The organism is Janthinobacterium sp. SUN026 (genome assembly GCF_030397625.1).
In the GTDB taxonomy this organism is placed as follows: Bacteria; Pseudomonadota; Gammaproteobacteria; order Burkholderiales; family Burkholderiaceae_D; genus Janthinobacterium; species Janthinobacterium kumbetense.
In genome coordinates this window covers 530288-550041 of sequence record NZ_JAPQNU010000003.1, presented here as the reverse complement: position 1 = coordinate 550041, position 19754 = coordinate 530288, and the positions used below count along the sequence as shown (strand labels likewise).

20 protein-coding genes are annotated in these 19754 nt (G+C 63.1%); 12 read left to right on the top strand and 8 right to left on the bottom strand.

What is annotated here, in order from left to right:
- Positions 1 to 35 precede the first annotated feature (35 nt).
- Positions 36 to 725, bottom strand: coding sequence for a response regulator transcription factor (locus OX459_RS17215; protein ID WP_099665880.1), 690 nt, complete (start codon positions 723 to 725; stop codon positions 36 to 38).
- 169 nt (positions 726 to 894) lie between these two features.
- Here OX459_RS17215 and OX459_RS17210 point away from each other — a divergent pair, with 169 nt between their 5' ends.
- Positions 895 to 1398 (top strand): hypothetical protein, encoded by a 504-nt coding sequence (locus OX459_RS17210; protein WP_099665879.1) that lies wholly within the window; start codon positions 895 to 897, stop codon positions 1396 to 1398.
- A gap of 3 nt (positions 1399 to 1401) precedes the next feature.
- Here the strand turns inward: OX459_RS17210 and minE are convergent, their stop codons facing one another.
- Genes minE through minC form a run of 3 tightly spaced genes read right to left on the bottom strand, consistent with a single transcriptional unit; the run spans position 1402 to position 3257 of the window.
- Positions 1402 to 1653, bottom strand: coding sequence for a cell division topological specificity factor MinE (gene minE / locus OX459_RS17205; RefSeq protein ID WP_034752886.1), 252 nt, complete (start codon positions 1651 to 1653; stop codon positions 1402 to 1404).
- Between the two features lies 1 nt (position 1654).
- Positions 1655 to 2470: a septum site-determining protein MinD gene (gene minD, locus OX459_RS17200; RefSeq protein WP_034783730.1), complete on the bottom strand. Its 816-nt coding sequence runs from the start codon at positions 2468 to 2470 to the stop codon at positions 1655 to 1657.
- 37 nt (positions 2471 to 2507) lie between these two features.
- On the bottom strand, positions 2508 to 3257 hold the full coding sequence (gene minC, locus OX459_RS17195; RefSeq protein ID WP_035828495.1) for a septum site-determining protein MinC: 750 nt from the start codon (positions 3255 to 3257) through the stop codon (positions 2508 to 2510).
- Between the two features lie 379 nt (positions 3258 to 3636).
- Between minC and OX459_RS17190 the strand changes: the two genes are divergently transcribed.
- Entirely contained in the window at positions 3637 to 4023 is a 387-nt protein-coding gene (locus OX459_RS17190; protein WP_289905929.1) for a hypothetical protein, read from the top strand.
- A 116-nt stretch (positions 4024 to 4139) separates the two neighbouring features.
- On the opposite strand, the gene metE is transcribed toward OX459_RS17190, so the two are convergent.
- On the bottom strand, positions 4140 to 6452 hold the full coding sequence (gene metE, locus OX459_RS17185) for a 5-methyltetrahydropteroyltriglutamate--homocysteine S-methyltransferase (protein ID WP_289905928.1): 2313 nt from the start codon (positions 6450 to 6452) through the stop codon (positions 4140 to 4142).
- Between the two features lie 118 nt (positions 6453 to 6570).
- Between metE and OX459_RS17180 the strand changes: the two genes are divergently transcribed.
- From OX459_RS17180 to OX459_RS17160, 5 genes are all read left to right on the top strand, one after another.
- Positions 6571 to 7479 (top strand): LysR family transcriptional regulator, encoded by a 909-nt coding sequence (locus OX459_RS17180; RefSeq protein WP_289905927.1) that lies wholly within the window; start codon positions 6571 to 6573, stop codon positions 7477 to 7479.
- 128 nt (positions 7480 to 7607) lie between these two features.
- A complete protein-coding gene (locus OX459_RS17175; RefSeq protein WP_289905926.1) occupies positions 7608 to 8093 on the top strand; it encodes a phasin family protein in 486 nt (161 codons plus the stop codon).
- 222 nt (positions 8094 to 8315) lie between these two features.
- Positions 8316 to 9494, top strand: coding sequence for an acetyl-CoA C-acetyltransferase (locus OX459_RS17170; RefSeq protein ID WP_034783723.1), 1179 nt, complete (start codon positions 8316 to 8318; stop codon positions 9492 to 9494).
- A gap of 138 nt (positions 9495 to 9632) precedes the next feature.
- Positions 9633 to 10373, top strand: a complete 741-nt coding sequence (gene phbB, locus OX459_RS17165; protein ID WP_035823615.1) for an acetoacetyl-CoA reductase — start codon at positions 9633 to 9635, stop codon at positions 10371 to 10373.
- 117 nt (positions 10374 to 10490) lie between these two features.
- Positions 10491 to 11915, top strand: a complete 1425-nt coding sequence (locus tag OX459_RS17160; RefSeq protein WP_289905925.1) for a hypothetical protein — start codon at positions 10491 to 10493, stop codon at positions 11913 to 11915.
- Here OX459_RS17160 and OX459_RS17155 read toward each other — a convergent pair.
- Positions 11852 to 12472, bottom strand: coding sequence for a LysE family translocator (locus OX459_RS17155; protein WP_251349515.1), 621 nt, complete (start codon positions 12470 to 12472; stop codon positions 11852 to 11854). The genes OX459_RS17160 and OX459_RS17155 overlap by 64 nt on opposite strands.
- Positions 12473 to 12625: 153 nt before the next feature.
- Between OX459_RS17155 and OX459_RS17150 the strand changes: the two genes are divergently transcribed.
- The 4 genes from OX459_RS17150 (at position 12626) to OX459_RS17135 (ending at position 15194) form a co-directional block, all read left to right on the top strand.
- The gene (locus OX459_RS17150; RefSeq protein WP_034752896.1) at positions 12626 to 13108 is read left to right on the top strand and encodes an Lrp/AsnC family transcriptional regulator; all 483 of its coding nucleotides are present in this window, start codon (positions 12626 to 12628) and stop codon (positions 13106 to 13108) included.
- A gap of 78 nt (positions 13109 to 13186) precedes the next feature.
- On the top strand, positions 13187 to 14143 hold the full coding sequence (pip, locus tag OX459_RS17145) for a prolyl aminopeptidase (protein WP_289905924.1): 957 nt from the start codon (positions 13187 to 13189) through the stop codon (positions 14141 to 14143).
- Between the two features lie 112 nt (positions 14144 to 14255).
- Positions 14256 to 14696, top strand: coding sequence for a DUF2721 domain-containing protein (locus OX459_RS17140; RefSeq protein ID WP_034783716.1), 441 nt, complete (start codon positions 14256 to 14258; stop codon positions 14694 to 14696).
- Positions 14697 to 14738: 42 nt separating this feature from the next.
- A complete protein-coding gene (locus OX459_RS17135; RefSeq protein ID WP_099408108.1) occupies positions 14739 to 15194 on the top strand; it encodes a hypothetical protein in 456 nt (151 codons plus the stop codon).
- A gap of 2 nt (positions 15195 to 15196) precedes the next feature.
- Here OX459_RS17135 and OX459_RS17130 read toward each other — a convergent pair whose 3' ends face one another.
- Complete coding sequence (locus OX459_RS17130) at positions 15197 to 15778, bottom strand: SRPBCC family protein (protein ID WP_289905923.1); 582 nt, start codon at positions 15776 to 15778, stop codon at positions 15197 to 15199.
- A 160-nt stretch (positions 15779 to 15938) separates the two neighbouring features.
- Here OX459_RS17130 and OX459_RS17125 point away from each other — a divergent pair, with 160 nt between their 5' ends.
- Positions 15939 to 17984 carry an NADPH-dependent 2,4-dienoyl-CoA reductase gene (locus tag OX459_RS17125; RefSeq protein WP_289905922.1) on the top strand — a complete coding sequence of 682 codons (2046 nt, stop codon included), beginning with the start codon at positions 15939 to 15941 and terminating at the stop codon, positions 17982 to 17984.
- 57 nt (positions 17985 to 18041) lie between these two features.
- On the opposite strand, the gene ybaL is transcribed toward OX459_RS17125, so the two are convergent.
- Positions 18042 to 19754, bottom strand: coding sequence for a YbaL family putative K(+) efflux transporter (gene ybaL / locus OX459_RS17120; protein ID WP_176381492.1), 1713 nt, complete (start codon positions 19752 to 19754; stop codon positions 18042 to 18044).

The window sequence follows — 19754 nt, the reverse complement described above, 5'->3', positions numbered from 1 at the left end:
CCCGTGCTTTGAGCAGGTCAGCCGTTTGCCGCCGTTCAGCCGCCCAGTTTTTCCAGGCGATAACCGTAACTGTAGACGGGTACCAGCCTGTAGCCGTGTTCCGGTTTCAGCTGCAGCTTGTTGCGCACGCGCGAGACGTGGGTATCCATGGTGCGCGAGGGCAGGGCCGTGTCGCGCTGCCACACGGCTTCGTGGATGTAGGCGCGCGACAATGGACGGCCCAGGTTGCGGAAGAACAGCAGCGCCAGGGCGAATTCCTTGTGCGTCACGTCGAGCACTTCGCCATCGCGCAGCAGGCGGCCGGGACGGGTTTCAAACGTGTAATGACCGAATTGCAAGGTTTCGGCGCCATTCTGGGCCGGGTACGCCACGCGCAGCAGCGCCTGGGTGCGCAAGGTCAGTTCGCTGCGCCGCAAGGGCTTGATCATGTAGTCGTCGGCGCCGGCCGTCATGCCCGCCACCACGTCGTCTTCGCCGGAACTGTTGGTCATAAACAACACGGGCGCCTTGGGCGCCAGTTTTTCCCGGGCACGGCGCAACACTTCGGCGCCGTCCAGATCGCTCACATGCCAGTCGAGGATCAGCATGTCGCAACTGTCCTTGCGCAGTTGCCCCAGCATGTCCTTGGCACTCTGAAACTCGTGGCAAGCGTGGCCGGCGGCGGTGAGCACCTGGCAGATCAGTTCTGCCTGGCTATGGTCGCTATCGAGTACGGCAATTCGCATAATTGGCTGGAGTGTGTAGCAACAAACAGACGGTCCGCTCTGCTTATCGTAATGTTAAGGAATGCTCAAGTGAAATATAACAGAGATTGCAACTGTGTCCAGTGAAATCGGCAGCTGAGGCCTTTACGTTACACTTGTTCATCTACCCATCACTCGCGGAGAAACGGCCATGGCAGACAAGAGCACCACCGATTGGACCCTGATACCGGCCAGCCATGCCGACATCGAGCAAGTGCGCGAGCGTTGCCGGCGCCTGGTGCAGCGGCGTGCCATGATGTCGGCGGGCGCTTCGGCCATTCCCATTCCCGGCATCGACCTGATGTCCGACGTGGGCCTGTTTTCCATGCTGATCAACGATATCAACCACGAATTCGGCCTCACGCCCGAGCAGATCGAGCGCCTGAACCCGCAGTTCAAGATGATGGCCTACCGCGCGGCGGTGGGCATGGGCGGCATGCTGGTGGGAAAGTTGGTGTCGCGCGAACTGATCCTCCAGCTGCTCAAGCGCAGTGGCGTCAAGATTGCCACCAAGCAGGTGGCGCGCTTCGTGCCGTTTGCCGGCCAGGCGGTGGCGGCAGCCATCGGCTACGCCGTGTTCCGCCAGATCGGCAACCAGCACGTGAACGCCTGCGCCGCGGTGGCGCAGGAATTGCTTACGGTCAGGCCGGATTAGGCCTTACGCGTCCGGCAGTACCACGTTGACGTCGAGTACTTCCAGGTTGCCCTGGCGGTCCAACGAAATCTTGATGTCGTCGGCATTGACCTTGGTGTACTTGGAAATGACGGCGATCAATTCCTTGTGCAGGGCGGGCAGGAAGTCCGGACCATCGCGTCCGCTGCGTTCGCGGGCGATGATGATCTGCAGGCGTTCCTTGGCCGCGGTGGCCGTCTTCGGCTTGGGGGGGAACAGGAAAGAAAGCAAGGCCATATCACTTCGCCCCAAAAATGCGCTGGAGTAATCCAGGCTTTTCATAGTTGGTAAAGCGCAACTCGACATCTTCGCCGAGGAAACGCGACACCACGTCTTCATAGGCTTGCGCCACGTCCGTACCCGTGAAATGGATGGCCGGGTTGCCCTGGTTCGAGGCGGCCAGCACTTGCTCCGATTCCGGAATGATGCCCACCAGCGGGATGCGCAGGATTTCCTGCACGTCCTGGTAGGACAGCATTTCATCCGATTCCACGCGTTTCGGCGAGTAGCGGGTAATCAGCAAATGTTCCTTGACGGGCTCGCCGCCCGTCTGCGCGCGGCGCGACTTGGCTTGCAGGATGCCCAGGATGCGGTCCGAATCGCGCACCGACGACACTTCCGGGTTGGTGACGATGATGGCTTCATCGGCAAACGTCAGCGCCATCAGCGCGCCATGCTCGATGCCGGCCGGCGAATCGCAGATGATGAATTCGAAGCCCATGTTGATCAGGTCGTTCAACACGCGTTCCACGCCTTCTTCCGACAAGGCATCCTTGTCGCGCGTTTGCGAGGCTGGCAGGATGAACAGGTTGTCGCAGTGCTTGTCCTTGATCAAGGCCTGGTTCAGCGTGGCCTCTTTATTAATCACATTGATCAGGTCGTAGACGACGCGGCGCTCGCAACCCATGATCAGGTCGAGGTTACGCAGGCCCACGTCGAAGTCGAGCACGGCTGTCTTGTGGCCGCGCATGGCCAGGCCAGTGGAAAAACTGGCGCTAGAGGTCGTCTTGCCGACACCGCCCTTGCCGGACGTCACAACAATAATTCTTGCCACAAATAATCCTTTTCAGATATCTCTTGAATTGTGCAGCTTAAGAGCGGTTCACGGGAGTGACCGGATTGACAGAGTGTATATCGATTCTGTCTCCAGCCAAACGAATTTGCGCGGGTCCGCGCGCCATTTCTGCGGGGAAACCATCCTCGAACGTGCGGTACACGCCGGCGATCGAGACCAGTTCCGGTTCCATGGCCAGCGCGAAGATGCGCGCCTGGGCATTGCCCGAGGCGCCAGCCAGCGCGCGGCCGTACAGCGAGGAATATACGTGGATGCTGCCGTCGGCGATGATTTCGGCGCCATTGTTGACGACGGCGGTGATGATCAGGTCGCAGCCGCGCGCATAGATGCGCTGGCCGGCGCGCACGGGCGTGTCGATCACCATCACCTGGGCGTCGGCGCCCGACTGGGCGGCGGCAGTGGGGGTATCCTTGGGACCATCCTTGGGCGGCGCATCGTCGCGCGTCTTGCCGCTGTCGAGGCTCAAGCCTTGCGCCAGGATGGCGTCATGCATGTCGGCCGGCGCATTGCGCACGGCCACGGCATTCAAACGGTATTTTTTCAGCAGGGCCACGAGGGCGGCCCAGTCGATGGGCACGCTGCCGGGCGGCAAGGCTGCCACGTCCAGCACGGCCAGGTCGTCCTCGAAAAAGTCCGCCACGCCTCCCGTCATGTCGCGCAAGGCGGCATCGAGTGCCTGCGTATCGGCGCTATGCAGAATGGCGGAGACGGCAACGACGGTGGAAATCTTGATTTCGATAGGCTTCTGCGACGGGCTTTTGGACATAAACATTTATCAAAGTGAAACTGCGGCAGGCCAGATGTTCCGTACGGCAACAATGGGAGCAGTAAATTTCTTGCATTCTACTGCAAAAAAATCGGCATCAGGGGCCTGGCGCGTGCTATTCCGCAGGGCAACACCTACTTCATGTCAAAAAAAACGGACGGCGCCCCGAAAGCAGCCGAGAATGCGCCCTGACGGTGCTGTTTCAGGATCAAGCGGCGCGCATCCGCTGCGCCGTCGCCACCCTGGATTGCTTGTGATAACATTAACAATGGAACAAATGCAGCTTATCTGGTGGGGGAGGTCCTCGCAAGAAATCATCGTCTGAAATGGAAGGTTTGCCTTCCGCAGGCACAACAATAAAAATGCATGGCTTTGCAAGATGAAAAAGAATAGGTTCGGGTTCTTATTTGTTTTAGTTTTAATGTCCCTACTGTTACTTCAAGAGAAATACAGAGCGCCATCGACGAAGAATTTGTATCTTTCGCTCAAAATACAGGGAACGTCACTGCAAAACTATATTGTTGACTGTGGAGGCGCAAGTGGCGGGGTGATTGCGGAAACGTGCCTGCTCAGTGGTGAACCGGATGTCGGCGAAATCGATGCGGCATTAAAGAATACCCAATGGCGGGATTTTTCTGACAACAGGTATGCCCTGTCTTATTACCGCGGGTGGTGCAAGGAGCATGCCCGCATATATCTCGGTCGAGGAAAGAAAGGCTGGCAAATCACCTACTTGTTTGACATGGCTTTTCAATGTCCTGGCTGAAGTTGCTATAAGAACAGTATGTGCATGGGAGAAAACGGGGGCGGCTGCGGCAGTGCAGGCGCCCCCGTTTTTCCCATGGCACTATTGGCGCAGCTGATAGGGCGGTACTGCAGCGCTTAGCCGGCGCGCATCTGCTTTGCCGCCGCCACCATATTGCGCAAGGCCGCCTCCGTTTCCGCCCAGCCCCGTGTCTTCAAGCCGCAGTCCGGGTTGACCCATAAATGCGCCGGGGGAATGACGGCGCTGGCCTTTTGCAGCAATGTCACCATGTCGAGGGTCGAGGGGATGCGCGGCGAGTGGATGTCGTATACGCCGGGGCCGATTTCGTTCGGATACTGGAACTGGCCAAAGCCCGCCAGCAGCGCCATGTCCGAGCGGCTCGTCTCTATCGTGATGACGTCGGCATCCATGGCGGCGATCTGCGGCAGGATGTCGTTGAACTGCGCATAGCACATGTGGGTGTGGATCTGCGTCGCGTCGCTGACGACGCAGGCGGCGATGCGGAAGGCGCGCGTGGCCCAGTCCAGGTAGGCGTCCCACTGGCCGCGGCGCAGCGGCAAGCCTTCGCGCAGGGCCGGCTCGTCGATCTGGATGATGCCGATGCCGGCCCCTTCCAGGTCGGCTACCTCGTCGCGCATGGCCAGGGCGATCTGCAGCGCCGTGGCGGCGCGCGGCTGGTCGTCGCGCACGAACGACCATTGCAGGATCGTCACGGGCCCCGTCAGCATGCCCTTCATCGGTTTATTGGTCAGGCTTTGCGCGTGCACCGTCCAGGCCACCGTCATGGCGGCCGGGCGCTGCACGTCGCCGTAGATGACGGGCGGCTTGACGCAGCGCGAGCCGTACGATTGCACCCAGCCGTGGCGCGTGAAGACAAAACCGTCCAATTGTTCGCCGAAGTATTCGACCATGTCGTTGCGTTCCGCTTCGCCATGCACGAGCACGTCCAGGCCCAGCGCTTCCTGGCGCCCCACGGTGCGGGCGATTTCGGCGCGCATCTGCCGTTCATACTCGGCGCTCGCCAGTTCGCCCCGCTTGTGGCTGGCGCGGGCGGCGCGGATGGCGGGCGTCTGCGGGAAGGAACCGATGGTCGTCGTGGGGAAATCGGGCAGTTGCAAGCGCGCGCGCTGCATGGCCTGGCGCTGCGGGAAGCCGGAATCGCGGCGGTCGACGGTGGGAGACAGCGCCTGCAGGCGCTGCGCCACTTGCGGGCGGTGCACGCGGGGACTGGCGCGCCGCCCGGCGACAGCCCGGCGGGACTGTGCCAGTGCGGCGTCATCGGGGTGGTCGGCGAGCGCGCCCTTGAGGATGGCGATCTCCGCCAGTTTTTCCGTGGCGAACGCCAGCCAGTTGCGGATGTCGGTGTCGAGCTCCGTTTCCGCTTCCAGGCTGAACGGCACGTGCAGCAGCGAGCACGACGGCGCCAGCCACAAATGGCCGTCGCGCCTGGCCGCCAGCGGCCGCAGCACGGCCAGGGCCGCGTCGAGGTCGGTGCGCCAGATATTGCGCCCGTCGACGATGCCAATCGACAAGACTTTATGCGCGGGCAGCCAGTCCGTCACGCTGATCAATTCATGCGGCGCGCGGATGCCGTCGACATGCAGGCCGGCCACGGGCAGGCGGCACGTCAGGCTGAGGTTTTCTTCCAGCGGCGAGAAGTACGTGGCCAGCAGGATATTCACGCCCACCTGGTTCAACTGCCAATACGTGCTTTCGAAGGCGCTGCGCCACGCATTGGGCAAGTCCAGGCCCAGGATCGGCTCGTCGAGCTGCACCCACGTCACGCCTTGCCGCTTCAGGCGGTCGAGCAGGGCGCCGTAGACGGGCAGCAATTGTTCCAGCAGGGCCAGGCGATCGAAGCCTGGCGTCTTTTCCTTGCCTAGCCACAGGAAGGTGAGGGGGCCGATCAGGGCCGCCTTGACCGGGTGGCCCAGGGCCTGCGCCTCGGCCACTTCCGCCAGCAGGCGCTCGCAAGCGAGCGAAAAGCGGGTCTGCGGCGACAGTTCGGGCACCAGGTAATGGTAATTGGTGTCAAACCACTTGGTCATTTCCAGCGCGGCAGTGCCTGCGGCGTGTGCATGGTGCGCGTGGCCGCAGCCGGCATGGGCGGCGTGGGTGTCTGCGCCGCGCGCCATGGTGAAATAGCGCGCCAGCGGCGATTGCTCTGGCGCAAAGTGGAAGCGGGCCGGTTCGCAGCCCAATAGCTGGATATGGCTGGCCACCTGATCGTAAAAGGCGAAGTCGCCCACGGTGACGTAATCGAGGCCGGCGTCGCGCTGCTGGGCCCAGTGGCGCGCGCGCAGTTGCCGGCCCGTCGCTTCCAGGTCCGCCTCGGAAAGCTCGCCACGCCAGTGGCTTTCCAGCGCCAGTTTCAGTTCGCGCGCGGCGCCGATACGGGGAAAGCCAAGGACGTGGGTACGAATGGTCATGATGTCATCGAGATTTAATGTGAATGCGCTAGAGTGTGCGGCAACTTGGTCTATAATCAAAACGAAACATTTTACCGAATAACATGAAAATAATTCACGCACAGAATCCATTTCTCCGATGCTAGAAATCCGTCACCTGCGCACCTTGAGTGCCCTGCGTTCGTCCGGCAGCCTGGTGCGCGCCGCGCAGCTGCTCAACCTGACCCAGTCGGCCCTGTCGCACCAGATCCGCCTGCTCGAAGAGCGCTACAAGGCGCCATTGTTCGAGCGCAAGTCGATGCCGATCGCGTTTACGGCCACGGGCAGCCGGCTCTTGGCCCTGGCCGACAAGCTGCTGCCCGAGATCGAGCTGGCCGAGCGCGACGTGGCGCGCCTGTCGCAGGGCGACAAGGGGCAGCTGCGCGTGGCGCTCGAATGCCATACCTGTTTCGACTGGCTCATGCCGGTGATGGATGCCTTCCGCCAGCGCTGGCCGGAAGTGGAGATCGACCTGGTTTCCGGCTTTCACAGCGAACCGGCGGACTTGCTGCGTTCGGGCGAGGCGGATCTCGTGATCGGCTCGCCGTACGGCCCCGATTTCACCGTGTTTCCCCTGTTCTGCTTTGAAATGCTGGTGGTGATGGCGCAAAAGCACCGGCTGCAGGCGCAGCGCCGGCTGGCGGCGGCCGACTTTACGGGCGAAACATTAATTACCTATCCCGTGCCGGAAGAGCGCATCGACCTGATCCGCGAAGTGCTGCGGCCGGCCGGCATCGCGTTTGAACGCCGCACGGCCGAATTGACAGTGGCCGTGCTGCAACTGGTGGCGAGCCGGCGGGGCATTGCCGCCTTGCCGAACTGGGCCATCAAGAATTACGTCGATTACGATTACGTCGTGGCGCGCCCGGTGGGCGAGCACGGCTTGTGGAGCGATTTGTACGTGTCCGTGCCGGAGCATCTGCAGGACAAGGCGTACGTGCGCGATTTCGTCAGCGTGATACGCGAGCAGTGCGCGGCCTCGCTGGACGGTATCAAGTTGTTGTCCTGACCAGCGTTGGGTTGGAAACAAACCAACAGCAAAGTTTGATAAATATCAAGGTTCAGCAATGAACCACCGCTTACAGTTGAGCACTGTGCGGCGCAACATGCGCTGCCTACTCTTTGGGGAGGAACACGATGTTTTCATTTTCCGAACAATGGGCACGGGCCGGCAAGGCCGTGGTGGAAGCACAATTGATCAGCGCGCAAGCGTATGCGCAGGCCGCTGTCGACAGCGGCGCCAGCGTGCTGGAATTGCAGCTCGATGCGGCCCGCACGGCGCTGGCGGCCGCTACTGTGGCGGGCAATCAGCTGCTGTCCGCGAAGGACCCGCAAGCGCTGCTGGAACTGTCGCGCGCGCAGTCGCAACTGGCCATCGAACGCATCGGTGCATATAGCCGCCAGGCAAAGGATGTTGCTCAAGAAACCCAGGAGAAATTCGACACTGTGACAAAGGGTGAGTTTGCTGCATCGCGTCAAAAATTTGGCGAGCTGTTGCAGGTGGTAAAGCAAACGCCCGTACCCCTGATTATTCCCTTCAATAATTTTCTAAAAACCACTTTCGGCGGCACCGATGAAGGGTATGATAAAAATAAAAACACGCGTCCTGCTCGCCAGGCGTAAGCGCGTTGCGGCCCGGCAGCGGCTATCCGCCGCGCCAGGTCGCCCGCCGCCACCGCAGGCAGGCTGTCATCGCCGCCGCCTGCGGTGCGGCGCTGGAACTGCGGCGCATGCCGCGCTAGAATGAAACACAGCTTGCTGTGTCTTCCCGGATTCACAGGATTCCAATGGGATTCTATTAGCACCTTGACCTTGGCCCTCGTGGCCAGCATATCGGAGAAATAAATGGATGATGTCGTAATCGTGGCCGCCGGCCGTACCGCAGTCGGCAAATTCGGTGGCAGTCTGGCCAAGATTCCTGCGTCCGAACTGGGCGCGCATGTAATCAAGGGCTTGCTGGCACAAACCGGCATCGACCCGAACCTGATCGGCGAAGCGATCCTGGGCCAGGTGCTGACGGCTGCCGTCGGCCAGAACGCCGCGCGCCAGGCCGTCATCAAGGCTGGCTTGCCGAGCAGCATCCCGGCATTCACCATCAACAAGGTATGCGGCAGCGGCCTGAAGGCCACGCACCTGGCGGCGCAAGCGATCAAGTGCGGCGACGCCAACATCATCATCGCCGGCGGCCAGGAAAACATGAGCGCTTCGCCGCACGCGATGAACGGCTCGCGCGACGGTTTCCGCATGGGCGACTTCAAGATGATCGACACCATGATCGTCGACGGCCTGTGGGACGTGTACAACCAGTACCACATGGGCATCACGGCGGAAAACGTCGCCAAGAAATACGAAGTGACGCGCGCCGAGCAGGATGAATTCGCGCTGCAGTCGCAACTGAAGGCGGAAGCGGCGCAAAAAGCGGGCAAGTTCAAGGATGAAATCCTGCCGCTGGAAATCGCCAATAAAAAAGGCACCGTTGTCTTCGACAGCGACGAATACATCAAGCCCGGTTCGACCCTGGAATCGCTGGCCGGCCTGCGCCCCGCGTTCGCCAAGGACGGCACCGTCACGGCCGGCAACGCTTCCGGCTTGAACGACGGCGCCGCCGCCGTCATCATGATGTCCGCCTCGCAAGCGAAGGAACTGGGCTTGAAGCCGCTGGCACGCATCAAGGCCTACGCCTCGTCGGGCCTGGACCCGGCCGTCATGGGCATGGGCCCCGTCTCCGCATCGCGCCTGTGCCTGAAAAAAGCCGGCTGGACGCATGAAGAGCTGGACTTGATGGAAATCAACGAAGCGTTTGCCGCGCAAGCGATTGCCGTCAACAAGGAAATGGGCTGGGATACCAGCAAGATCAACGTGAACGGCGGCGCGATTGCCATCGGCCACCCGATCGGCGCGTCCGGCGCGCGCATCCTGGTCACCCTGATCCACGAAATGATCCGCCGCGACGCCAAGAAAGGCCTGGCCGCATTGTGCATCGGCGGCGGCATGGGTGTAGCTTTAGCCATCGAGCGCGACTAAGTAGCTGGCACCGCACCCAGGCCGTCGCGCGCTGTGCGTGACGACTGGGTGCGGTACGCCGCCGTCACGCGGCGGAGCTGGATTGCTTTCATTAAATTATTAATTTTTTAGCAACAGAACGACACTGAGGGGATGAAAATGGCAAGAGTTGCATTGGTAACTGGTGGCATGGGTGGTCTGGGCGAAGCGGTGTGTTTCAAGCTGGCGGCGCTCGGCTATCGCGTGGTGACCACATATTCCCCAGGCAATCCGAAGGTCGCGGAATGGCTGGCGACGACCAAGGACATGGGCTACGACTTCAAGGCGTATCCGTGCGACGTGGCCGACTACGATTCAGCAGCGGCCTGCGTGGCGGCCGTGGAAGCGGAAATCGGTCCTGTCGACGTGCTGGTGAATAACGCCGGCATCACGCGCGACATGACGTTCAAGAAGATGGACAAGCCGAACTGGGACGCCGTGATGGGCACCAACCTCGATTCCGTCTTCAACATGACCAAGCCCGTCTGCGACGGCATGGTGGAACGCGGCTGGGGCCGCATCATCAATATCTCGTCCGTGAATGGCCAGAAGGGCGCCTTCGGCCAGACCAACTATTCGGCCGCGAAAGCCGGCATGCATGGTTTCACCAAGTCGCTGGCGCTGGAAGTGGCGCGCAAGAACGTCACCGTCAACACCATCTCGCCAGGCTACATCGGCACCAAGATGGTCATGGCGATTCCGCAGGAAGTGCTCGACAGCAAAATCATCCCGCAAATTCCGATGGCGCGCCTGGGCAAGCCGGAAGAAGTGGCCGGCCTGGTGGCTTACCTGGCTTCCGATGAAGCAGCCTTCGTCACGGGCGCCAATATCTCGATCAACGGCGGCCAGCACATGTCGTAATCGTTGTTGAGGTAAAACAAAAAGACAGCTGCGGCTGTCTTTTTTTATGCTTGCAAGAAAAACAAGGGAATCGCCGGATTTGCCTTAAAATCAGTATTTCTCCACTGCATCATCTCCATGACCCTAGTTCCCGCCTTGCGCCGCGCCAGCGTGGCCGCCATTCTTTTCCTGGGCGCCAGCGCGGCCCAGGCCAGCGTCGCGTTCCACGTCACGGTGGTGACCGAACGGGTCGTCAAACCCGGCGTGAAAACCAGCCTGCCCGCGCGCGAGACGCAGGAAAGCGATGTCGTGCTGGGCCCCCATTACCTGAGCGTGCGCGATGGCATGAGCTTGTCCATGTTCGATTTTGCTACGCGCCGCCGCTACCTCATCGATACGGCGGCGGGAACCTATGACGGTTATTCGCTGTTCGACGCCGTCGGCTTTCGCGCCATCGAGTTGCGCCACCGGCAGGGCATCGCCGGCATGCTGCAGGCCGGCAAGCTGGAACAGCATGCGACCTTGCCCGTGTATGAAGAGCAGACTTTATCGGTGCTGGCGCCAAGGCGGCGCGGCGGACTGGTCCCCCAAGTGCTCGACGGCGCCGTGCTGTGGTCGCTCGACGGGCAGCCCCTGCTGCGCCTGGGGATAGCCGGCAGCCCCGTCAGCGGCGCCGATGCGACGGCGTTTGCCCAGTTCCTGCGCTATACCTGGGGCGGCCACCCGCTGGTGCTGAAGATGCTGGCCGATGGCAAGCGCATTCCCGCCGACTTTACTTTGCATTACCAGGAGGTGGGCGGCACGGCCACGCGCCATTTCCGCATCGGCGCCATGACGGCGGGGGCGCCCGCCACGTATTCCCTGGCCGCGTACCGGCCACGCCCGCTGGCGGCCGACGCGTCGCCGCTCGAGCGCGTGCTGGCGCAGGCGGCGCTGTTGCCGCCGCTGAGTCCGCAGGCGCATCCGGCGTTGCGCGCCGAGGCGGAGCGCCTGTTTGCGGCAGAAAAACCCTTCGAGGCTTTCTTGACCTTGCTGGAAGACCATTTTTCCACGGGCGCGCTGGTCGACAAGCTGTCGCGTGAGCAGCAGCGGGCCATGCAGGAGTGCCAGCCCATCCACGACTTGACGCGCGCGCTGCTGGCCAAGGATAAAGAGGGCGTCGCGGCCGCGCTGGCCGCCGTGCAGGAAGCCAGGACGCAAACGGGGATGCAGCAGCCCGTCCTGGCCCTGTTCGAAGGCAATTTGCGCGCCAAGCTGGGCCAATGGCCGGAAGCGACGGCCCTGTATCTGCAAGTGCTGCAAGCCAAGCCGCACATGGCGGCCGTGTACCAGGACCTGGGCGACGCCTTGCTGGCGCAATTCGATGCGCCGAATGCCTGGCGCAGCTGGGATGCGGGCCGGGCCATGGCGCCAGGTCTGCGGCAATTTCGCAAGGTCAACGACTTTGAGCGCAGCCTGCTGGCCGATTACCCGGCCTTCTTCATGGATGCGATGGCCGATCAGCCCAGCACCAGCCGCCCGGCCAGCAGCACGAACACGGCAGGCAGCACGAACTTGCCGTAAGGCGAAGGCTTGCCGCGCAGGCGGCGCGCCAGGCGCGCGGCGAGCACGGCGTACAGGGCGTCGAACAGCAGGCCCACCAGCACCAGGACGGCGCCCAGGCGCAGGTATTGCATGCCGACCTGCTCGCTGCCGACGACGAATTGCGGCAGGAACATGCTGCAAAACAGCAGTGCCTTCGGATTGAGCAGATTCGTCAGGAAGCCGCGCACCAGGCTGGCGCGGGCGCCATGCGCCGTGGCGGGGGCGGCCGCTTCCTGTGCCGTTTTGCTCGACAGGGCCGACTGCAGCAGGCGCAGCGCCAGGTACAGCAGGTAGGCGGCGCCCGCCCATTTGACCCATTGCAAGGCTTGCGGATGCGTCACCATCAGCGCCGCCAGGCCCGCGCCCGACAGCGCCACGTGGACGGCGCGCGCGCCGGCGATGCCCACGGCCGTCACCAGCGCCGTGGCCACGCCGCGCGCGGCGCCCGTCGCCAGCACCAGCGCCATGTCGGGGCCCGGTAATAAAAAGGCGCCGGCCAGTGCCAGCAGGTACATCAGGAAGGTAGAATCGGACATGGCTCGGTCGAAAAGAAAAGCGGGAGCATGCACACGGTGCGGCCTGCTCGCCGGGTCCCATTATGTTCTTGCAGCGATGAAATGTGCTTGCTTTTCCTGCCCTGCATGCCCTAGTATTCGGGTAGATTCCACTCGTATAAAAACAAAAAATAGATGAAAATTTCAGAAGTTAGCCTCGACGCCACCGATTTGCAGATACTCAGGCTGTTGCAGGATGAAGGACGGCTGTCGAATGCGCGCCTGGCCGAGCGCTTGAAGCTGAGCGAAACCCCCGTCTGGCGCCGCTTGCGCCGCCTGGAAGAGGAAGGTTTTATTACCGGCTACCAAGCTTTGCTTAACCGCAAGAAGCTGGGCATCGGCCTGGTGGCGTTCGTGCGGGTCGTGTTTGCCAACCATGGCGGCGAACAGCCGTCGCAGTTCGAGCAGGCGATCGCGACGATTCCCGAGATATTGTCGTGCCACAATGTGGCGGGTGAAGCCGATTATTTCCTGCAAGTGGTGGCGCGCGACCTGGAAGCGTATGGCGAATTCGTCTCGACCGTGCTGCGCCGCCTGCCTGGCGTGGCGGAAATCCAGTCCAGCCTGTCGATGCGCGAAATCAAGTCGTCGAACCGCCTGCCCTTGCTGCTGGCCTGAGGCGCCGGCGGCGCACTATAATTGGAACAGTTGCCAGGACTCGTGCCTGGCGCCCCGACTGCCATTCTGAGGACCGCCATGCCCGATTCTTTGTCCCCCCTGTTTCCCGTCCTGTCGCCGAACCGGCACGGCATGCTGGCGGTCGATGACATCCACACCATTTATTGGGAAGAGTGCGGCAATCCCGACGGCATTCCCGTGCTGTTCCTGCACGGCGGCCCGGGAGCGGGCCTGTCGCCGCAGCACCGCCGCTTTTTTGACCCGCAGCGCTATCGCGTGATCCTGTTCGACCAGCGCGGCGCGGGCAAGTCCACGCCGCTGGGCGAATGGCGCAACAACACGACGCAGCTGCTGATCGCCGATATCGAACGCTTGCGCGCCCAGTTCGGCATCGAGCAATGGCTGGTGTTTGGCGGCTCGTGGGGCTCGACCCTGGCGCTCGCGTATGGCCAGGCGCATCCGGAGGCTTGCCTCGGTTTCGTGCTGCGCGGCATTTTCCTGTGTACGCAGGCGGAAATCGACTGGTTCATCGAGGGCGTGCGCTGGTTTTATCCGGAACTGTACGCGGAATTCGCCGCGCCTATTCCCGCAGAGGAACGGGGCGACTTGCTGGCGGCCTACGTGAAACGCATCCTCAGCAGCGATCCCGCCGTATATTGGCCCGCCGCGCGCGCCTGGAGCCGCTTCGAAGGCCGCCGCGTGTACCTGATGCCGCAGCCGGAAGATGCGCCGAACGATGCGCTCGACCTGGGCGTGGGCCGGCTCGAATCGCACTACATGGCCAATCTGGGTTTCTTCGAGGAAGACCAGCTGATCCGCAACATGGCGCGCATCGCGCATTTGCCGGCCGTCATCGTGCAAGGCCGCTACGACGCCATCTGCCCGCCGCTGTCGGCCTACCGCCTGCAGCAAGCCTGGCCGGGCGCGCAGCTGGAAATGATTCCGGATGCGGGCCATGGCGCGCTCGAGCACGGCATCGCTTCGGCGCTGGTGCGCGCCACCGAGCGCTTCGTGCCGGGGCGCGGTTTCGCATGACGCCAGAGCCCGCCGGTTGGCAAAGCGGCCAGCCGGCGTGCGCCACCTGCTACACTATGGCCTGTGCTGGCGCCACGGTCGGGCGCCGGTGTAAACCCACGACTTTTTATCCATGAACATACAGATCGGCGACATCGGCCATATCATCCAGCTGGCGATTGCGCCGGTTTTCCTGTTGACCGGTATCGGCACCATGCTGGTGGTGCTGACCAACCGCCTGGGCCGCATCATCGACCGCACGCGCGTGCTGGAAGACCGGCTCGACATCGGCTATAACGATTTCTATATGGATGAGCTAGATACCTTGTATCGGCGTACCCATCTGATCAATTACTCGATTTCGCTCAGCACGGCGTGCGGTTTCTTCGTCTGCGTCATCATCGCCATGCTGTTTTTGGGCGATATTCTGAACCTGACCCTGGATAAATACATCGCGGCCTTCTTTGTGCTGGCCGTGATTTGCCTGATCGGCTGTTTTATTTATTTACTGCGCGAAATTTATCTGGCCGCGACGGCCCAGCGCATCCGGCGCCATATCCGCCCGCCACGTTAAGCGGCGCGCCGGTTTACCCTACTATTGAAGAACGAGTCCAGCATGCACGATTACAAACGTCCCCCCACCCTGCACCGCTACGGCCAGCGCAGCGAACTTGAGCTGGCGCTGAGCCTGGGCCAGTTCCGCCTGATGCCTGCGGGCAATTGTTTGACCCTGAGCTTTTCCCAAGTGTGGGACAAGCAACTGTTCGACCTGTTCGCCCCGGCCGACGCCTGTTTGATCATCCACAATACGGAAGAATTCGGCGAACGCCTGCACCGCGCCGTGCAGCGCACCTTGCCCAGCTGGGCCGGCATCGATGGCCTGGTCGAGTATGGCCAGCGCGCCGCCCTGGGCGCCGCCTTCACCAAGACGCGCGCCGAGGCGCCCGAGCAGGAATGGCTGTTCGCCTGGCGCTCGATGCAGCCGCAGGCGAGCCTGAATCCCGTCACGGTAAAGCTGGGCAGCCTGGAAAACTTCGCGGAAATCCGCGACCGCGATACCTACCTGGCGTAGTTTTATCCGGATTTATCGGCGTACTGGCTGTCGATGCGTGCGAGCACGGCCGCCATCATGCGCTCGATATCGCCGCGTATCATGGTCGTGCCCAGCATGCCGGGCACGTAGAAGCCCGGCATCAGCCGGCTGGAAAAGACGATGCGCGTGCCGCCCGTCTCGGGGATGGGGTACAGATTCCAGCGCGATTCGTAATGCCGCATGTCGCCGGAGATCAGGGCGATGTCGATGGCCGTAAACGGCGTTTCCGTGGCCCGCACCACCAGGTGGATGGGGTGGTTCATGAACAGGAAGCGCGCCATGCCCTGCTGTTCGATGATGACTTCATTGCCGTTGCGCGACAGCACGCGGCAGGAACTCAGGTCCGGCACGAATTCATGCATGCGCTCGTAGGTGGTCAGGGTCTTCCAGACGGACGCCGGCGGCGCCTGCACGCTGCCGCTGGCATCGACTTCATACATGCGCTGCCCGTCGACCTCGATGCGCTTGACGTCGACCTTGAGCTTGTCCATGCGTATCGCCTGCGCCAGCGCGGTAGCGGGGACGGCGCACAGCATCAGCAGGCAAAGGAAGAGTCGCGTCATGCACCTAGCCTACGGGAAACTTGCGCCCGGCACAAGCTGTACGCATCGCCGGCCCGTGCGCCGGGCGATTTAGAACTCCCGGTCTAGAGAAATACGCTGCGGCGAGCGGCAATGCTTGCTACCGTACGGCCTGCATACCACCTCTACCGGACCGATCACCATGACTGCCTATCCCCACCTGCTGGCCCCGCTCGACCTGGGTTTTACCTCTTTGCGCAACCGCGTCATCATGGGGTCCATGCATACGGGCCTGGAAGACCGTTTTTATCATTATGGCAAGCTCGCCGCGTTTTACCGCGAACGGGCGCGCGGCGGCGTGGGGCTGATCGTCACGGGCGGCATCTCGCCGAACCGCCAGGGCTGGCTGCTGCCGTTCGGCGGCACGCTCAATTTCCTCGGCGACGTGCCGAACCACCGCAAGGTGACGCGCGCCGTGCACGAGGAGGGCGGCAAGATCGTCATGCAGATCCTGCATGCGGGCCGCTATGGCTATCAGCCGTTCGTCGTCTCGGCGTCGGCGAAGAAATCGCCGATCTCGCCATTCCGCCCCCGTCCCCTGAGCGAACGGGGCATCGAGCGCACCATCTGCGACTACGTGCGCTGCGCGCGCCTGGCGCAAAAGGCCGGCTATGACGGCATCGAAGTGATGGGCAGCGAAGGATACCTGTTGAACCAGTTCCTGTGCGCGCGCACGAACCTGCGCCAGGACCGCTGGGGCGGCAGCATCGAAAACCGCATGCGCCTGCCCGTGGACATCGTGCGCCGCATCCGCGCCGCCGTCGGCCCCAACTTCATCATCATGTACCGCCATTCCCTGCTCGACCTGGTCGAGGGCGGCAATACCTGGGATGACGTGGTGGCGGTGGCCAAGGCCCTGGAACACGCCGGCGTGACGATTCTCAATACGGGCTTCGGCTGGCATGAGGCGAGGGTGCCCACCATCGTCACCTCGGTGCCGCGTGCCGCCTTCGCCTCCGTGGCGGGCCGGCTGCGCCGCGAAGTCGGCATTCCCGTGGTGGCGTCGAACCGCATCAACATGCCGCACGAAGCGAATGCCATCCTGGAGCGGGGCGACTGCGACCTGGTGTCGATGGCGCGCCCTTTCCTGGCCGACCCCCATTTTGTCGCCAAGGCCGCCTCCGGGCGCACGGACGAGATCAACACCTGCATCGGCTGCAACCAGGCGTGCCTCGACCACACGTTCGCCAACAAGCGCGCCAGCTGCCTCGTCAACCCGCGCGCCTGCCATGAAACGGAACTCGTGTACGCGAAAAAGGCCGTGCCGCGCCGGGTGGCCGTCGTCGGCGCCGGCCCGGCCGGCCTGTCCGCCGCCTGCGTGGCGGCCGAATGCGGGCACGAGGTGACCCTGTTCGACAGCAGCGACAGCGTGGGCGGCCAGTTCAAGGTGGCCATGCAAATTCCCGGCAAGGAAGAATTCACGGAAACCATCCGCTATTTTGCCCGCCGGCTGGCGCTGCTGGAAGTCAAGCTGCGCCTGGGCCAGCGCGTGACGCGCGAGCAATTGCTGGCCGGCGGCTATGACGACGTCATCGTCGCCACCGGCATCAAGGTGCGCTTGCCGGCCATTCCCGGCATCGACCACCCGAAAGTGCTGTCGTATCTGGATGTGCTGCAAAGCAAGAAGCCTGTCGGCGCGCGCGTGGCCATCATCGGCGCGGGCGGCATCGGCTTCGACGTGGGCGAATACCTGCTGCACGACCCGGCGCACCCGCTGCCGCTGCCCGTGGCCACCTGGGCAGGCGAGTGGGGCGTGGACCTGGATGCGGCCACTGGCGGCGGCCTGGTGCCGCCCGTGGCGCCTGCGCCCGTGCGGCAAATCTTCCTGTTGCAGCGCAAGACGTCGAAAGTGGGCGCGGGACTGGGCAAGACGTCGGGCTGGGTGCACCGCGCGGCGCTGGCGAGAAACGGCGTGGCCATGCTGGCCGGCGTGAGCTACGACAAGATCGACGCGCAGGGCTTGCACATCACCGTGGGCGGCGAGCAGCGCCTGCTGGCGGTGGACAACGTGGTCATCTGCGCGGGCCAGGACAGCTTGACGGAGCTCATGCCGGACATGGGCAAGGATGGCAAGCCGCTGGCGGCGGGCGGCCCCCGCTTCCATAAGATCGGCGGCGCCGCGCTGGCGGCCGAACTCGACGCCAAGAGGGCGATACGGGAAGGCGCGGAACTGGCCGCCAGCCTGTAAAAAGAAAGCCTGCCGGCTGGGGAGCGGGCAGGCTTGCTGGACGGAAAGGGCGCCGGCTTAATGCCCGCCATGCCCCTTCTTCGCCGCATCAAAACTCTGCAGCACGTGCTCGGCCATGCCATTGGCCAGCTCGTGCTCGCCAATGAACACCTTGCCCGCGTTTTCCGCACGCAGCAATTCCGCCTCTTCCTCGCTGTGCGTGCGCACCACCGTCATGATGTTGGGGTTCAGCGCGCGCGCCGTCTCGATCATGGCGCGCACGTGGAAGGTGTCCGGCGTGGCGATGACGAGCATGGTGGCGTGCGTGATGTGCGCCTGGATCAGCACGGCCGGTTCGCCCGCATTGCCGGCCACGGCCGGAATGCCCTGCTTGCGCAGCTGGTCGACGATTTCGCGGTTTTCCTCTGCCACGACGAAGTGGATGCCCCGCTCCATCAGGGCGGCGGCGATGCGCCGGCCCACGCGGCCATAGCCGACCAGGACGATCTGGCCCGACAGTTTTTCCTGCGGCACCGTCATCGGCAGTTCGGCCAGCGGGTCGGTCGTGCGTTCGAACTTGCGCGCGAAATCGCTGTTGCTCATCACGCGCAGCAGCGGCTTGGCCATGCTGAACACGAGCGGATTCAAGGCGATGGACAGGATGGCGCCGGCCAGGATCAGGCTTTGGCCTTCCTGCGGCATCAGGCCCAGCGACAGGCCCAGGGCGGCCAGGATGAACGAGAATTCGCCGATCTGCGCCAGGCTGGCCGAGACGATGATGGCCGTTTTCGGCGGGTAGCGCAGCGCCATCACCAGCAGGAAGGCGGCAATCGACTTGCCGAAGATAATGATGGCGCACACGGCCAGCACTTGCAGGGGCTTCTCGATGAGGATGTTCGGCTCGAACAGCATGCCGACGGACACGAAGAACAGCACGGCGAACGCGTCGCGCAGGGGCAAGGACTCTTCCGCGGCGCGGTGGCTGAGTTCCGATTCGCGCAGCACCATGCCGGCGAAGAAGGCGCCCAGCGCGAAGGACACGCCGAACAGCTTGGTCGACGCATAGGCGATGCCGACGGCGGCGGCGATCACGCACAGGGTGAACAGTTCGCGCGAGCCGGTGCGCGCCACTTGCCACAAAATCCACGGGAACAGCTTGCGGCCGACCACCAGCATGAAGACGATGAAGCCGGCTACTTGCCCCAGGGTAATAGCGAGGGTTTGCCACAGGCTGACGGCCTCGGCATCCGGTGCGACCTTGCCGCCCAGCACGCCGGCAAACGCCGGCAGCAGCACCAGCACCAGCACGGTGACGAGGTCTTCCACCACCAGCCAGCCGACGGCGATGCGGCCATTCAGGGAATCGAGGATACCCCGTTCTTCCAGCGCACGCAGCAGCACCACGGTACTGGCGACCGATAGGGCCAGTCCAAAGATCAGTCCGCCACCGAGGGTCCAGCCCCACCAGTGGGCCAGGCCCATGCCCATCGCCGTGGCGACGCCGATCTGCAGGATGGCGCCGGGCAGCGCGATCTTGCGCACGTCCCACAAGTCTTCGATGGAAAAGTGCAGGCCGACACCGAACATCATCAGCATCACCCCGATTTCCGCCAATTGTCCCGCTATTTCCGCATCCGCCACAAAACCGGGCGTGGCCGGTCCGATGATGATGCCGGCGGCCAGATAGCCGACCAGGGCCGGCAGTTTCAGGCGCGCGGCGATGAAGCCGAAGATGAGGCCGAACCCGAGGGCGGCGGCGATGGTGGTGATCAGGCTGATGTCATGGGGCAT